The organism is Streptomyces synnematoformans (assembly GCF_039531005.1).
GTDB lineage: Bacteria > Actinomycetota > Actinomycetes > Streptomycetales > Streptomycetaceae > Streptomyces > Streptomyces synnematoformans.
The window spans coordinates 1-14,062 of the sequence record NZ_BAAAPF010000010.1; the positions used below are offsets into that span (position 1 = coordinate 1).

General features: G+C 73.4%; 20 protein-coding genes. 18 read left to right on the top strand and 2 right to left on the bottom strand.

All coding sequences use genetic code 11. The features are described from left to right. Positions 1-199 (bottom strand): DUF2637 domain-containing protein (locus ABD317_RS04050; RefSeq protein ID WP_344287998.1); only part of this gene is annotated, 199 nt, incomplete at its 3' end. Between the two features lie 141 nt (positions 200-340). Continuing rightward, a complete protein-coding gene (locus ABD317_RS04055; RefSeq protein WP_344287892.1) occupies positions 341-565 on the bottom strand; it encodes a hypothetical protein in 225 nt (74 codons plus the stop codon). Between the two features lie 209 nt (positions 566-774). Between ABD317_RS04055 and ABD317_RS04060 the strand changes: the two genes are divergently transcribed. The 18 genes from ABD317_RS04060 to ABD317_RS04145 all read left to right on the top strand — a co-directional run bounded on the left by ABD317_RS04060 (position 775) and on the right by ABD317_RS04145 (position 14,062). After that, positions 775-1,119, top strand: coding sequence for a hypothetical protein (locus ABD317_RS04060; protein WP_344287894.1), 345 nt, complete (start codon positions 775-777; stop codon positions 1,117-1,119). A 5-nt stretch (positions 1,120-1,124) separates the two neighbouring features. After that, the gene (locus ABD317_RS04065) at positions 1,125-1,262 is read left to right on the top strand and encodes a hypothetical protein (protein ID WP_344287896.1); all 138 of its coding nucleotides are present in this window, start codon (positions 1,125-1,127) and stop codon (positions 1,260-1,262) included. Positions 1,263-1,351: 89 nt separating this feature from the next. Then, positions 1,352-1,627 (top strand): hypothetical protein, encoded by a 276-nt coding sequence (locus ABD317_RS04070; protein ID WP_344287898.1) that lies wholly within the window; start codon positions 1,352-1,354, stop codon positions 1,625-1,627. Next, positions 1,624-1,899, top strand: coding sequence for a hypothetical protein (locus tag ABD317_RS04075; protein ID WP_344287900.1), 276 nt, complete (start codon positions 1,624-1,626; stop codon positions 1,897-1,899). Before ABD317_RS04070 ends, ABD317_RS04075 begins: the two co-directional genes overlap by 4 nt. Further along, on the top strand, positions 1,900-2,325 hold the full coding sequence (locus tag ABD317_RS04080; protein WP_344287902.1) for an ASCH domain-containing protein: 426 nt from the start codon (positions 1,900-1,902) through the stop codon (positions 2,323-2,325). After that, complete coding sequence (locus ABD317_RS04085; RefSeq protein ID WP_344287904.1) at positions 2,322-2,969, top strand: RapZ C-terminal domain-containing protein; 648 nt, start codon at positions 2,322-2,324, stop codon at positions 2,967-2,969. Before ABD317_RS04080 ends, ABD317_RS04085 begins: the two co-directional genes overlap by 4 nt. Continuing rightward, positions 2,966-4,762, top strand: a complete 1,797-nt coding sequence (locus ABD317_RS04090; protein ID WP_344287906.1) for a DNA cytosine methyltransferase — start codon at positions 2,966-2,968, stop codon at positions 4,760-4,762. Before ABD317_RS04085 ends, ABD317_RS04090 begins: the two co-directional genes overlap by 4 nt. Then, complete coding sequence (locus ABD317_RS04095; RefSeq protein WP_344287908.1) at positions 4,759-5,319, top strand: hypothetical protein; 561 nt, start codon at positions 4,759-4,761, stop codon at positions 5,317-5,319. The genes ABD317_RS04090 and ABD317_RS04095 overlap by 4 nt, the downstream gene beginning before the upstream one ends. Then, positions 5,316-6,182, top strand: coding sequence for a DNA adenine methylase (locus tag ABD317_RS04100; RefSeq protein WP_344287910.1), 867 nt, complete (start codon positions 5,316-5,318; stop codon positions 6,180-6,182). Before ABD317_RS04095 ends, ABD317_RS04100 begins: the two co-directional genes overlap by 4 nt. After that, the gene (locus ABD317_RS04105) at positions 6,179-7,210 is read left to right on the top strand and encodes a DUF1643 domain-containing protein (RefSeq protein ID WP_344287912.1); all 1,032 of its coding nucleotides are present in this window, start codon (positions 6,179-6,181) and stop codon (positions 7,208-7,210) included. Before ABD317_RS04100 ends, ABD317_RS04105 begins: the two co-directional genes overlap by 4 nt. Then, positions 7,203-8,252: a deazapurine DNA modification protein DpdA family protein gene (locus tag ABD317_RS04110; RefSeq protein ID WP_344287914.1), complete on the top strand. Its 1,050-nt coding sequence runs from the start codon at positions 7,203-7,205 to the stop codon at positions 8,250-8,252. The genes ABD317_RS04105 and ABD317_RS04110 overlap by 8 nt, the downstream gene beginning before the upstream one ends. After that, the gene (locus tag ABD317_RS04115; RefSeq protein WP_344287916.1) at positions 8,243-9,304 is read left to right on the top strand and encodes a DnaB-like helicase N-terminal domain-containing protein; all 1,062 of its coding nucleotides are present in this window, start codon (positions 8,243-8,245) and stop codon (positions 9,302-9,304) included. The genes ABD317_RS04110 and ABD317_RS04115 overlap by 10 nt, the downstream gene beginning before the upstream one ends. Further along, positions 9,301-10,074: a hypothetical protein gene (locus ABD317_RS04120; protein ID WP_344287918.1), complete on the top strand. Its 774-nt coding sequence runs from the start codon at positions 9,301-9,303 to the stop codon at positions 10,072-10,074. The genes ABD317_RS04115 and ABD317_RS04120 overlap by 4 nt, the downstream gene beginning before the upstream one ends. A gap of 84 nt (positions 10,075-10,158) precedes the next feature. Continuing rightward, positions 10,159-10,710 carry a DUF6197 family protein gene (locus tag ABD317_RS04125; RefSeq protein WP_344287919.1) on the top strand — a complete coding sequence of 184 codons (552 nt, stop codon included), beginning with the start codon at positions 10,159-10,161 and terminating at the stop codon, positions 10,708-10,710. Then, entirely contained in the window at positions 10,707-11,051 is a 345-nt protein-coding gene (locus ABD317_RS04130) for a hypothetical protein (RefSeq protein ID WP_344287921.1), read from the top strand. The genes ABD317_RS04125 and ABD317_RS04130 overlap by 4 nt, the downstream gene beginning before the upstream one ends. A 30-nt stretch (positions 11,052-11,081) precedes the next feature. Beyond that, positions 11,082-11,492, top strand: a complete 411-nt coding sequence (locus ABD317_RS04135; protein ID WP_344287923.1) for a hypothetical protein — start codon at positions 11,082-11,084, stop codon at positions 11,490-11,492. Beyond that, on the top strand, positions 11,489-12,487 hold the full coding sequence (locus ABD317_RS04140) for a DUF5131 family protein (protein ID WP_344287925.1): 999 nt from the start codon (positions 11,489-11,491) through the stop codon (positions 12,485-12,487). The genes ABD317_RS04135 and ABD317_RS04140 overlap by 4 nt, the downstream gene beginning before the upstream one ends. Before the next feature lie 69 nt (positions 12,488-12,556). After that, positions 12,557-14,062, top strand: a complete 1,506-nt coding sequence (locus ABD317_RS04145; protein WP_344287927.1) for a hypothetical protein — start codon at positions 12,557-12,559, stop codon at positions 14,060-14,062.

Consider the following 14,062-nt stretch of genomic DNA (forward strand, 5'->3'; position numbering starts at 1 on the left):
AGGTCAGCAGCAGGTCGAGGGCCAGCAGCACCACGATCCCGGCGTCGATGCCGATCGGGAACCAGGCCGCGAAGTCGCCGAAGCCCTTCTCCTCTGCCAGCTCGCGCACGGCCGCGTAGGACCCCGCAAACCCGATCGCCGCGATCACCGCCGCGCCGAGAACGACGATGGCGATGAGGATGCGGTGCGTCCGGTTCAGCGGCAGCGCCTGAGTCGGCTCGCGGGCAGGTGACCTGGATGTTCCAGGCCCCGTACCCTGATCGTGACGCATGCAGACTCCAATCTCAGCGTCCAGCCCTGGCGGTGTGGCAAGCGCCGCCGGGGCTTTCTCCTTGGGTGACTAGCTGTCGCGCCGACTCAGGTACTCGTCGAGTGCTGCATCGACCACGTCTTGCAAGCTCACGTCTTGCGCGGCTGCGTACAGGCGAGCGCGGCGGCGGATGGATACCCGTACGCGGGCGCTGATGTTGATCCGTTCTTCAGCCTCCGCCTGCTGCGGGTCTTTCCCCTTTTCCTCAGACACGTCGCCTCTCTCAGGTGGTCGCTCCAGTGTCTGCAGCACCATAGGCCGCCCCTTTTGGTCAGTGGATCTGAACTCGCCTACCACTCTAGCCAGAAAACCAGATTGCAAGCAAGCAAGAATGCTGGCATACTGGCTACAGGAACACCAACCGAACAGCGAGAGGGCCGGGGTTGCAGCCCCGACCCTCTCCACCCGAGCAGGCGTGCGACCGCCTCTCGGGCTTGGGACACCCCTGAACTGGAGGGACATCCGTGAGCCATTCTCTCAGCCTCATCCCCGGTATCGAGATCGAGGTCGACGACTTCCCCGCCGTGCGCCTGTCGCCTGAGGGCGACCGCGCTCTGCCGGTCGTTGCCGGTCCGCGTCTCGCCGTCGTCGGGCGGATCGGTCCGAAGTGCCGCGAGTGCCGGGACTTCGAGGCCGTCGTGACCCGCACCGGCATCGTCACCTGCGACAGCCCCGTGCACGCCACCACGCAGCCGCCGCCCCTGCCGATCCGTCCGACCCCGCACGAGCGGGACGGGCGGCAGGAGCCCCCGCCGGTGCCGCCGGAGCAGCCGCGCCCGCACTCGCGTACCGCGCTGCTGGTCGGCTGACCGCCGTGCGCGCCGCGATCGGCACCACCGCCGTCATCCAGGACCCCGCCGCTGCCGAGGCCCTCCGTCGCGCCGAGGAGGCCCGCAAGGCCGCCGAGGACGCCCAGAAGGCCAAGGAAGCGGCTGGCCGCCAGGGCGGCTGACTGCTCTCCCATCCCGACCCGGGCGGGTGAGCAACTGCCCGTCCGGGTCGGGGTGGACACCCCGTTTCTCTTCTCCTCGCGGAGGCTTCGTGTCCACCGACACCTTCACCGACCTGCCCACCGCCCTGGCGGTGTTCCTCTTCGTCTCCCCCGCCCCCACCGTGAGCCGTACGCCCGGCCGGGCGGAGACCCTCGTCTGCATCAACGACGTCATCGACCGCGTCGACTACGACACCGCGCTCGCCGAGCTGGCCTACGCCTACGGCGACCACCCCGAGACCGCCGTGCCCCGCATGCGCAGCTGCCTGACGGCCGTCGAGCAGGCGTGGCCCACGCCCGCCGCGGGGACGGAGGGCGTCCGGTGAGCCGCGTACACGTCGCCGCGAGCGCCGCGCTGGCCGCCGCCCTTCTCGGCGCGCTCCTCGCTCACCAGCTCGGCGGGAACCTCGACAGCACGGGCTTCTGCGCCCTCGTCGCCTACGCCGCGGCGACCGCCGTGGCGGCGCGGAACTGGAAGTTGAACCCGCTGCGGATCGTGCGTGCCACGAGCAAGGGCGTCTTCGTCGTCGCCGTACTGGCGGTGCTGGTCCTCCTTGCCACCGGCCGGTCCGTGCTGCACGTGGCGGGGGTGGCGTAGATGCGCGCTCTGACCATCCGGCAGCCCTGGATCGCTGCGATCGTCCAGGCCGACAAGCGGATTGAGAACCGTGTTTGGTCTACCCGGTACCGGGGTCCGATCCTGCTGCACTCTTCCCGCTCGGTCGACCGCATCGCGCTGCGGCACCCGCCGCTGGCCGCCGTCCTCGGCACGCTGACGCTCCACCGCGGCGCGGTCGTCGGCACAGCCCGGATCACCGACTGCCACCCCAACACCTGCGGGGCCTGCACCCCGTGGTCCGCCGCCAGGCAGTACCACCTCGCCCTCGACGAGGTCCGTGCGCTGCCCCGACCGGTGCCCTGGCGCGGGGCCCTCGGGCTATGGGTGCCGCCGCCCGTCCTGCTGGACCGCGTCCGGCAGCAGCTCGGCGACCTCGGTGACGAGGACCAGGGGGCCACCGCATGAACGTGACCATCACCTCGTACGGGCTCGACCACGACGACCCGCCGCCGGTCTCAGCGAACCGGATCCTCGTGCCCGTCACGGACCTGCGGCACCCGTCTGGACCCCTGTGGGCCCTCTGGAAGCGGACGCGGGCGACCGGCCTGGACACCGATGTCGCTGGGTACGTCATGACGTCGCGCGGCGCCAAGCGGCTGGCCGACCTCGTCGTCGCGAAGGTCAGGTCCCGCGATGACCTTCCGCAGCTCGATGTCCACGTCGCCTCCGACGCCGGGCGCCGCCGCTCCGTCGCCTTCGCCGAAGCCCTCGCTGAGCGGCTGCGCGCGCTGCAGCAGGACGACATCACCGTCACCGTCGTCCACCGCCACATCCACCGCCCGCTCCCCGGCGAGCGGGGCTTCTGCGCCTCCGTCGCGCGGCACTTGGAGGGCGCGCTGGCAGCCCCCGGCTACCAGGTTGCCGACTGCCGCCGCTGCGGGCAGGCCGCGGCCGTCTTCCCGCCGATGTGGACCCCGCCGTGCCGGTGCCCCCGGCCCGCACCGCGGCGCTTCACCTGCCGCGCCGACGAAGCCGACCTCGCGCACTACCCGCTGTACGCCGTCACCCAGCTCGCGGCGGACACCGACGAGGGGGGTGCGGACCGGTGAGCTTCCGTCACGACGACGAACTGACGCTCATGGACTGGTTCTGCGGCGCCGGCGGCTCCTCGCAGGGCGCGGACGCCGTGCCCGGCGTACGGGTGGAGCTGGCCGCGAACCACTGGCAGCTCGCCCTCGACAGCCACGCCTCCAACTTCCCCAACGTCCGGCACGAGCGCGGCGACATCCGCGAGCTGCCCGTGCACACCTGGCCCGTCGCGATGGGCTTCTGGGCCTCCCCGGAGTGCAAGAAGTGGACCAACGCCCGCGGCGTGGCCGTCGACTACGACCGCGCCGACGACGCACTGCCCGGCCTGGAGAAGCCGGCGCCGCCCGAGGAAGACGAGCGCTCCCGCGCGCTGATGTGGGACATCCCCAAGTACCTCGACGGCGTGCAGCGGCGCGGCAAGCTCGTGCTCTTCGGCGTCGTCGAGAACGTCGTCCAGGCCCGCAAGGGCGCCCACTGGGACCGGTGGTGGCGCGACATCGAGCGACTCGGGTACCGCCTGAGGCTGATCGCTCTGAACTCCATGCACGTCCAGCCGCGGACCCTGGACCGCGCTCCGCAGAGCAGGGATCGGCTGTACGTGGCGTACTGGCACCGCAGCATCGGCCGGAACCCGGACTTCGACAAGTGGCTGCGGCCCACTGCGTACTGCCCCGGCTGCGACGCCCTCGTTCAGGCGATGCAGGTGTTCAAGAACCCGCGCAACGACATGGGCCGCTACGGCATCCGGCACGGGCAATACGTCTACCGCTGCCCGCGCACCTCCTGCCGCAACCACGTCGTCGAGCCCGAGGTGTTGCCCGCCGCCGTGGCGGTCGACTGGTCCATCCCCGGCACCCCGATCGGGGAGCGCAAGCCGACGAAGAAGGCCCCGGACGGGCTCACCCCGAAGACCCTCGCCCGCATCCGGGCCGGCCTGGCGAAGTACGCCCGCCCTCTCACCGCCGATGCGGACGAGAGCGAGCACCAGGAGGCGCGGGCCGTCCCGCCGATGCTCGTTCCCTCCGGCGGCACCTGGCGGCAGGCCGCGCTCAGCGTCGCCGAGCCGATGGCCACCCGCACCACGAGCGAGAACGACGCCCTCGCGGTGCCGCCGCTGCTGGTCCCCTCCGAGGGCCGGGACGGCAAGGAGGCCACCCCCGCCAGCCGGCCGATGCGCGCCCAGACCACCCGCCGCGAGACCGGCCTGGCCTGGCTGCCCGGCGACTTCCCCCCGTTCATCACCCCCGTCCGCGGCGGCGGCGACGCGGAGAAGGCCCGCCCGATCACCCACCCGCTGCACGCGGTCACCGCCGGCGGGAACCATCACGGACTCGTGATGGACCCGCAGATGGGCGCCATGCTCGTGCGAAACAACACCCCCCGCGGTGCCGCCGGGCACCTGTGCACCCCGCTCGACGAGGCGATGCGCACGCTGACCGCCGCCGGCCACCAGTCGCTCGCCACCTGGGACCAGCAACTGCTCGTGCCGTACTACGGCAACGGCAACGCCCGCCCGGTCGACCAGCCCGTGGGCGCGCTCACCACCCGCGACCGGTACGCCCTCGTGCAGGCCGCCGAGCAGATCGACCTCGCCAGCGTGCTGTACCGCATGCTCGAACCCCACGAGATCGCCCGCGGCATGAGCTTCGGCAAGAAGGACAAGAAGTACACCGTCCTCGGCACCAAGCGGCAGCAGGTCACCCAGTACGGCAACGCCGTCACCCCGCCCGCCGCCGAGGTCATCGTCGCCGCACTCGTCGAGGCCGTCACCCGCGAAGAGATCAGCCGGTACGAGGCGGTGAGTGCAGCGTGACCGCCGCCATGCAGTTGGACCTGTCGGCCATCGCTGCCCCGGCATCCGGTCTGTTCGAGACCGACCCGTCCGCGGCGAACGACCTGGTCGTCTCCTGGGGGCACTATCTCGGAGCCAGCGAGCGCCCGTTCGGCGCGCAGGCGTGGCGGCTCGACATCGCCGGCGAGCCGGTCTCGGTCGCGATCAGCGCCTCCACGGTCAGCTCCACCGTGGCCGGCTACGAGCGCCGCCAGGTGGTCGAACTCGCCCGGCTGTGTACCCGGCCCGGGTTCAAGTGGGCCACGCGCGTGATGCTGCGCCTGTGGCGTGAGGTCGGCGGCCCGGCGTGGCCGTACTGGACGCCGCAGGCCGCGGTCGCCTACTCCGACAACGCGCGCCACCCCGGGCACATCTACCGGACCGACGGCTGGACGAGGGTCACCGGTCGGGCTGGCGCTCCGAGCGGGCCCGGCTCGACCTGGAGCAAGCAGCGGCCCTCAGGGCATCCGGGCGCCGGGCGCAAGACGCTCTGGCTCTGGGCCTACCAGCCCCACGGCCACGAGGCGGTGGGATCGTGAGGCCGCCGTTTTCGTACTACGGCTCGAAGATGCGCCTGGCCCCGTGGATCGCCGGGCTGATGCCCGCACACCGGGTGTACGTCGAGCCGTTCGCTGGCTCCGCCGCGGTGCTGTTCGCTCGGCACCGCGCGGCGCCGCACGAGGTCCTCAACGACCTCGACGGCAACGTCACCACGTTTTTCCGGGTGCTCCGCGATCGGGAGCAGGATCTCGTGCGGCAGCTCACCCTCACCCCGTACAGCCGGGAGGAGTACCGGGCCGCGGACCTCGCGGCCGAGGACCTCGCCGAGCTGGAGCGCGCCCGCCGCTTCTTCGTCCGCACGACGCAGTCCTTCAACGCCTGCGGTGCCGCGGCCAGCAAGCGGGCGTCCTGGTCCAACGGGATGACCCGCGGCTCCTCCTCGGCGACCACGGTTGCCGACCTCGTCGACCGGCTGTACGCCACGGCGGAACGCCTGCGCCGCGTCGTGATCGAGAACCGGGCCGCGGCCGACGTCATCGCGCTGTACGACGCACCCGATGCCGTCCTGTACTGCGACCCGCCGTACCTCGACTCCACCCGGACCGGGCTGCGTGCTCACCGGCAGGGCGACTACCGGTACGACACGAACTCCGAACTGGACCACCGCCAGCTCGCCGAGGTCCTGCACGCCTGCACCGCCACCGTGCTCCTGTCTGGCTACCCCTCGCCGCTGTACGACGAGCTGTACGCGGACTGGTGGCGCGTCGAGGTGCCGGTGCAGAGGCCCTCAGCGAACCGGGCCGGACACACCGGGCCCGCCGGCGTCGAAGTTGTGTGGTCGAACCGGCCGCTCGCCGCCGCGCAGCAGGGCGACCTCTTCGCGGAGGTGAGCGCCCCGTGACACGCCGCATCGAGCCCGTCATGAACGGCGGCCTGCAGCTCGACCTGTTCGCCGCCGCCGAGGAAGTCTTCACCCTGCCCCGGCCGCGAACGGATCGGCCGGCGAGGCCGGGGCCCGGCACGGTCGCGGACGGACCGACGACCGTGGTGTGCCTGCGGGGGCGCAAGAACGACCCCGCGATCAAGAGCGTGGTGTACGTCGGCCGGCCGCAGTTCCAAGGTGGGTGGCGGCTGCACGGGCACGTGCTGAGCAACCCCTTCAAGCTGGGGCGCGACGGCGACGCCGTCACGGTCGTCGCGAAGTACGCGGCGTGGCTCGCCTCGCACCCCCAGCTGCTCGACCGCGAGCTGCCGCGGCTGCGCGGCCGGACGCTGGGCTGCTGGTGCCCTGACGGCGCCCCGTGCCACGCCCGGGTCCTCGCCGCGTTGGCCGACCGCCACGGCGGCCGGATGCCGGTCCCCGAGGCGCTCGCCGCGTGGGCGGTCCCGCGCGGTCTGGTCGTCGAGGAGAGTGCTGCAGGCACTGCGGTGTTCAGCAGCGAGACGACGCCGGTCTACCGCTACGCCCTCACCCGCACCTGGGGCGAGGCCGCCGGCGCGCACGCGGGGGTCGCGCTCCTCAACCCCTCCACCGCCGGGGGCGATCAGGACGACCCCACTCTGCGGCGCGTCACCGCCTTCGCCCGGCGCGAGGGCTTCGCCGGCGCCGCGGTGGTGAACCTCTTCGCCCTGCGGAGCACGGAGCCGGCCGCCCTCGCCGCGCACCCGGACCCGGTCGGCGAACATAACGACGCCGTGCTGGACCTGCTCGCCGCACAGCAGGCGCCGGTCATCGCCGGATGGGGCGCCGCCGGGACGCTCGCCGGGCGGGACACCGCCGTCGCGGAGCAGCTCGCCGCGCGCGGCGTGCGGCTGCACTGCCTCGGCACCACGAAGGACGGCCACCCGCGGCACCCGCTCTACCTGCCCGCCAGTGCGCCGCTGCAGCCCTGGCCCGCCGACGAGGCGGAGGTGAGCGGCCATGCCTGAGTCCGCGCCCACGTCCCTGACGCTGATCAACGAAGTGTCGCTCGTCGAGCGGGACGGACAACTGCAGGCGGTCTGCCCGTGCAGCGGCTTCTACCTGTGCGGGCACTGCGTCCACGACGTCTGCTTCGACTGCGACGAGTGCGCCGGACCCGGCTGCGCGTGCGCCTGCATGCGCGAAGAGCAGGAGGTCCGCGCCCTGGGGGTGCGGATCTACCTCACCACGCACATGGTCAACTGGCTGGCCACCAGCGAGGTCCCGCTGATGGTCAACCGCGGCCGACTCGCACCCCGGAAGTCCTTCCCCCGCGCCCGTAGCGCGTGGGTGTTGGACTCGGGCGGCTTCACGATGCTGCAGCGGAACGGCCGCTGGACCCTCTCGGCAGAGCAGTACGCCGTCGAGGTCCGCCGGTACGCCGAGGCGATCGGGCGCATGGAGTGGGCCGCCCCGCAGGACTGGATGTGTGAACCGTGGGTGATCTACGGCGGCACCCACCAGGGGCAGCGCTACCACGGCACCCGGGCCGCGCGCGGCCTGGCCGACGACGACCCGGAGCAGGACCTCGACACCGCGGTGGCGCTGCACCAGCGCTACACCGTCGACAACTTCCTCGCCCTGCGGCGCCTCGCCCCGGACCTGCCGTTCATTCCCGTGCTGCAGGGCTGGGAGCTGAGGCACTACCTCGACTGCGCCCAGCTCTACGCGGACGCCGGCGTCGACCTCACGACCGAGCCCGTGGTGGGGCTCGGCTCCGTGTGCCGCCGCCAGGCGACCGCCGAGATCCGCCACATCGTCGAGACGTTCGCGGTCCGCGGCGTACGGCTGCACGGCTTCGGCGTGAAGATCAAGGGGCTTGCCGCCTACGCCCGGCACCTGACCTCCGTCGATTCGATGGCCTGGTCGAAGGACGCCCGCTACTCCCCTCCGCTGGCCGGCCACTCCCACAAGAACTGCGCGAACTGCCCCGACTGGGCCTTCCGCTGGCACGCCCGCGTCGTCGCTGACGCCGCCGTCCACGAGCGGGGGCGGTCCGTATGCGCGTAGCCCGCCGCGCGGAGCAGGCCCTGCTCGGGGCGGGCCTGCTCCGGCCCGCCGCCCTCACCGCACTGCGCTGGATCCCGCCGGGTGCGTTCGCCCGCCCGGCGCACCCGGCGCTGTGGCGGCTGCTGCACAGCCTGCCCGCCGAGCAGGTCACCCCCATGGCGGTGACCGCCGCCCTGGCCGACGCGGAGCCCGGCGTACGGAGTGTCCTGTCCCCCTCCTACCTGGCGACGCTCGTAGCGGCGTGCCCCGACCCGGGCCGGGCGCCGCTGTACGGGGGGATGACGCTGGAGGCCGCGATCCACCGCGGCGTCGAGCGCGCTGGCGAGGGGCTGCGGACCACCGCGCAGAACGTCGAGATCGACCTCGCCGACCAGGCGCTGGCCGACGTCGCCCCGGCCGCACAGCGGTTGGGCGCCTTCGGCCGGGCGTGGCAGCAGGCCCCGGAGACTGTCCGCACCCTGCTGGAGGTCGACCCCGAGGAGCCGCCGACCCTCGCCGCCCGGTCGGGCCCCGTACGCACCGACGTGCAGGCCGAGGCCGAGACCGTCGCCTCCCTGATGTACCGCCCCGCGCAGCTCGCCGAGGTCCGCTGGCTCAACGCCGACGACTTCTCCGATCCGCAGCTGCGGGGCGCGTACCGGGCGATGAGCGCGCTCGACGCCCGGCACGCCCCCGTCGACCCGCTGACGGTCGCCTGGCAGGCCGCCCGGCAGCCCGGCCCGCAGCCCAGCCACGACCTCCTCGACGCCCTGGACCGCGGCGGCATGGCCGGTATCGCCGCCACGACCGGCGAGAAGGTTCTGGCGACCGCCGCCTTGGACCGGCTCGACGCGGCCGGGCACCGGATGCGCACCGCCGCCCGCCACCCCGGGCTCCCCCCGGCCGCGCTCCTCGACGACGCCGGGCGCGCCCTGGCCCCGGTCGAGCGCGACCGCGAGCGCCTCCACCACGCCGAGCACGACCACGAGTGCGAACCGGCCGACCAGGAGCCTGCACCACCCGATCCCCAGCCCACCGACCACGCCCGCGACGAGATGGAGATGGACCTGTGAAGAACGAGCCCACCTTTGACCCGACGATGTACCTCCTCACCCACGAGGAGCACATCACCACCCCCGCGGCGGGCGGCCCGGCGCCGCTGCCGCCGCCCCGCGGCGCGCTGTGGCGGCACTTCGGCCGCATCGCCCCCGCGCTGGCCACCACCGCGCTCGCGGGCCTGGCCTGGACGTGGAACCTGCAGCTGCCCGAGGGCTCGACGCAGCCGCTGTGGATCTGCGGCTCCCTCGCCGTCCTCGCCGCGGCCGCCGGCGCCCTGTCCGCCTCCCAGCCCAACGGCGACACCGTCACCACCCGCACCGCCCTGGCCGGCGGCGGCGTCCTCGCCCTGCTCGGCACCATCGCCTGGACCCCCCACGTCTCCCTGGCCGCGCTGCTGTGGGCCGCCAGCACCGCCGCGGTGTACGCGATCTGCGCGCCGCTGTGGCGCACCGACCGCCGCCTCGCCCGCGAGCAGGCCCACGCCCAGCAGCTCGCCGAAACCAAAGCCCGCGCCGCCGCCCAGGTCGCCGCCCTCGACGCGCAGGCCCGCATCACGGGCGCGCAGTACGAGTACCGCGCCGAGGTCGCCCGGGTCGAGGGCATCACCCGCGCCGTCGAGGCGATCACCGCCGCCGAGGAGGCCAAGGCCGACCGGACGCTGGCGCCCGGGGAAGAGCTGAGCGTCTCCGCCCTGCTGCGCGCCGCCGGCCACGACCGCCCCGCGCCCGTCGAGCTACCCGCCCGCGACCGCGCCGGCGAATGGCGCAGCCAAGAGACGGGCTGACGGCTGCCTGTGGCCCCCGGACTCCAGGCCCGGGGACCGCAGGGAGCCGGGAAAGCCCCGGCGCGAACCAAGGGGAGACACCCAATGGACGACGCACACCACAGCGACCAGGCGCACGAGATGATCCAGGGCCTGGAGAACATGCTCGCCGAGCAGACCGTCCTGGTGGAACGCACGGCCGAGGTGATGCGGCAGCGCCACGCCCACACGCACCTGTGGACCGGCTGCAGCGGCGAGCCGCTGACCGGCGGCCAGATCGCCGACCACCTCACCGCCACCGCCCGGCTGCTGCAGCGCAACGGCTGGACACCGAACCGCAACACCGAGCCGATCCGCATCATCGACACCACTCCCGCCGACGCGGCCGAGGGCGTGTACGCGCACACCGTCGCGCCCCGCCGGCACAGCCTGAACAGCGCGCTGTGGGACGTCGCCCGCGGGCCCGGCGACCTGGACACCTACACCTCCGCCTGCACGATCCTCGGCCTGGTGCTGTGCGCCCGCACCGGCGCAGAAACCGCCGACCCCATGGCCTGGGAACGCAAGCGCGACCGCACCGCCGTTGAGGTCGAAGACCTGCTCGACACGGCAATCTGCTTCGCGCACCGCTACGGCCCCAGCGGGTCCGGCCGGTGAAGCCGACCGCGCCCCAGGGGCGACTCGTCAAGCAATGGCGCGGCCACACGGTCCAGGTCAGCGAGAAGGGCCTGGCCATCGACGGCCACACCATCGACCCCACCCCGCTCACCGAGCGCGACGCGGTCCGTCCGCAGGACGACCCTCGCGCGCACCCCGCGCTGCAGTTCCTGCCCGGCGGTGACCTGGTGTACCGCGGCCACGTCCAGGCCGAGGTCCACCCCCACGACGTCACCGTCCACGGCCCGGCGGGCGCCGACTGGCCGCCCGCACAGGACCACAGCGATCCGGGACCAATTGGTCCCGGATCCGCGGACGACGACTTCGACATCGACTTCTAAGCCCACGACACCCGACCGAGGAGTATCACCGTGAGCAGTACGGACACCGAGCAGGAGCGCGAACAGGCCGCCGAAGAGGCCCAGGACGGCAAGGGCGCGGGGAAGGAGACCGTCGCGCACCTGATGCCCGCCCTTGCGGTGCTGGACAAGCTGGGTGGCGAAGTGGAGGCGGCCAAAGCCGCCGGCGAGGTGCCCGACCCCGGCACGGCCGCCGCGTACCGCGTGCAGACCGACCACGCCAGCCACCTGCTCAACGCCAGCGGCCTCGACGTCGGTGGCGTCCGCGACGCCGAGCGCGAGCACCGCAGCGCCGGCGCCACGGGCTACGCCGCCCGTGCGCTGGACCACATCCACCACCCCCGCGATGTCGACGCGCCGACCCAGCAGGCCGAGCAGTGCCACGGGCGCGAGCGCGACGAGGAGCAGGAGATCGAGCTGTGAGCACCCGCATCGAGTGGACCGAGGAGACGTGGAACCCCGTCACCGGGTGCGACATGCTCTCGCCGGGCTGCGGGTTACCGCGCCCCGGCAGCAGCGACGCGGCCACCGGGCAGAGCGGCGGCTGCTACGCGCTGACGATGGCCAAGCGGCTCAGGGGCATGGGGCAGGCGAAGTACCAGAACGACGGCGACCCGCGCACCTCCGGGCCCGGCTTCGGCCTGACGCTGCACCCCGAGGCGCTGGACCTCCCCTTCCGGTGGAAGAAGCCGCGGACCGTGTTCGTCAACTCCATGTCGGACCTGTTCCACGCCCACGTGCCGCTCGACTTCATCCAGCGCGTCTTCCGCGTCATGGCCGACACCCCGCAGCACACCTACCAGGTGCTGACCAAGCGGGCCCGCCGAGCGCGCCGCCTGGCCGACCACCTCGACTGGCCCGCGAACGTGTGGATGGGCGTCTCCGTCGAGACGAGCGGCCAGCTCGACCGGGTCGAGGAGCTGCGCCGGGTCCCGGCCGCCGTCCGCTTCCTGTCCTGCGAGCCACTGCTGGGCCCGCTCGACGGGCTGCGGCTGGACAGCATCGGATGGGTCATCGCCGGAGGCGAGTCCGGGCCCCGGGCCCGCCCCATGCACCCCCAGTGGGTCCGCGGCGTCCGCGACACCTGCCTGCAGGCCACACCGCCGGTGCCGTTCTTCTTCAAGCAGTGGGGCGAGCACCTGCCCGCCGCAGTGGAGGACGATCCGACGTTCACCGGCGGACGCGCCTACGAGACGCCCGGCGGCGGTCGCGCCGCGGCCGTGATCCGGGAAGCCGGCGGCAGTTTCCGCGGCGGCGGGCTGCGGGCCATGAAGCCGGGCGACGTGACGAACGCCGGCGTCCTCCTTGACGTCGACACGATCGCCGTGCGGGTCGGCAAGAGCGTTGCCGGCCGCGAGCTGGACGGCCGCACCTGGGATGAGATCCCCCAGCGCGCCGGTTCCGGCGCCGGCACATAACCACGCTGCAGCAACAGCCCCGGCGGAATTCCCCGCCGGGGTTTTCTACGTATGAGTACGGTGATGTCTATGCAGTTCAACGGGGCGGGACACCAACAGCGGGGACACGTACTGCTGCTCGCCAGCGACACCGCGGCCCGGCGACGGAACGTACAGGTGGTGCCGTCCGCGAACCTCGCGGCCCTGTCCGTCGTCCCCGTGCCCGTACTGCTCGGCAGCGACGTGCCCAGCGACACCACGTACCTCGACGGCATCCGCGACCAGAACTCCCTGCAGGTGCGGCTGCGGGCCGCCGCGGCAACCCCGGGGCCGCTGCTGGTCTACCTCTCCGGACGGCTGACCACCGACCGCCGGGGGCAGAACCTCTACCTCGCCCTGCCGGGCACCACCACGGCGACCGCCCGCTACACGGCCCTGCCCTGGGAGTGGCTCGGCACCGAGCTGCACACCCGCCCGCCGGGCCTGACCACCGTGCTGTTCGACCTCGCGGCCGACAAGACCGCCTGGCCCATGCTCCAGGAGTACGGCACGCTGCCGGCCAGCACCGCCGAGGTGTACGGCGTCATCGCCCCGCCCGGCTTCGCCGCCCCCGGGACCGGGGTGAGCACCTACACCCGCGCCTGGATAGAACAGCTGCGCAACCAGCCCGAGCGGCCCACCAACTCCCGGCTGCACGCGCTCACCGTGGGCACCGCCGCCCTGCCGCCGGGCGCCCTGGTCCTCCCCTTCGCCCCGGAGATCAACGCCGCCCCGTCGTACGAGGCGTCCGCGCCGAAGACGAACGTGCAGCGGCTCCTCGCCGGCGACACCTCCGTCCTGCCCCGGCGCCGCCGTAGGACGGAGCCGGCCGAAGTCGCGCCGGGCCTGAACCGACACCCCGAGCCCGCCGAGCCGTACTACGTACCGCCCGCGCCGGCCACCGCTGCCCCGCAACGGCCGCCGGATGCGGCGGAGGTCCCCGCACCCGCACCCAGGCCCGAAGCGCACGCCCCAAGCCCCTCCACGCGACCCGGGAGCGCCGGACCCGCCCCGGCGCACCAGCAGCAGCCGGAGCCCGTCCAGGAGGCGGTCCGCGCACCCCATCCGACCGCAGTCCAGCCCGCTGCCCCTGCCGCGCCGGCGACCCCACCGGCGGCGGCTCAACCGCAGGACCCTCGACCGCACATTCACGCGCTGGCCGAGGCCGGGAAGCACCGCGAGGCCGCCCGCCTCGCCCAGGCATGGGAGCAGCACACGCTGCAGACCTACGGCATCAACTCGCCGCAGGCCACCCAGTGGGTCGAGATCCGGGCCGACCTCGCCCGCCGTGAGGGCAACTACCAGCTGGCGACGCAGCTATGGATCGCCGCCGGCCGTACCCGCCTGGCCCACCAGCCGCCGGACGCACCGGAGGTGCTCGCCACGGCGACGAGTGCCCACCACTGCTGGACACAGATGTCCGACTCGGCCCAGGCCCGCGATTGCGGCCCCGAGCTGATCAGCCTGCTACGTGCCCTGCCCGCGCTCGACCGCAGGCACCTGTCGATGGCCCAGCAGCGCCTGGAGTACCTGCACAACACGCCCGACCGGCGCTGA

Excerpts from the sequence above, each read along its gene's own strand:
- ABD317_RS04115 (WP_344287916.1), top strand. The coding sequence starts at position 8,243 with ATGCGCGTAGCCCGCCGCGCGGAGCAGGCCCTGCTCGGGGCGGGCCTG.
- ABD317_RS04080 (WP_344287902.1), top strand. The coding sequence starts at position 1,900 with ATGCGCGCTCTGACCATCCGGCAGCCCTGGATCGCTGCGATCGTCCAG.
- ABD317_RS04110 (WP_344287914.1), top strand. The coding sequence starts at position 7,203 with ATGCCTGAGTCCGCGCCCACGTCCCTGACGCTGATCAACGAAGTGTCG.
- ABD317_RS04125 (WP_344287919.1), top strand. The coding sequence starts at position 10,159 with ATGGACGACGCACACCACAGCGACCAGGCGCACGAGATGATCCAGGGC.
- ABD317_RS04055 (WP_344287892.1), bottom strand. The coding sequence starts at position 565 with ATGGTGCTGCAGACACTGGAGCGACCACCTGAGAGAGGCGACGTGTCT.
- ABD317_RS04085 (WP_344287904.1), top strand. The coding sequence starts at position 2,322 with ATGAACGTGACCATCACCTCGTACGGGCTCGACCACGACGACCCGCCG.
- ABD317_RS04145 (WP_344287927.1), top strand. The coding sequence starts at position 12,557 with ATGCAGTTCAACGGGGCGGGACACCAACAGCGGGGACACGTACTGCTG.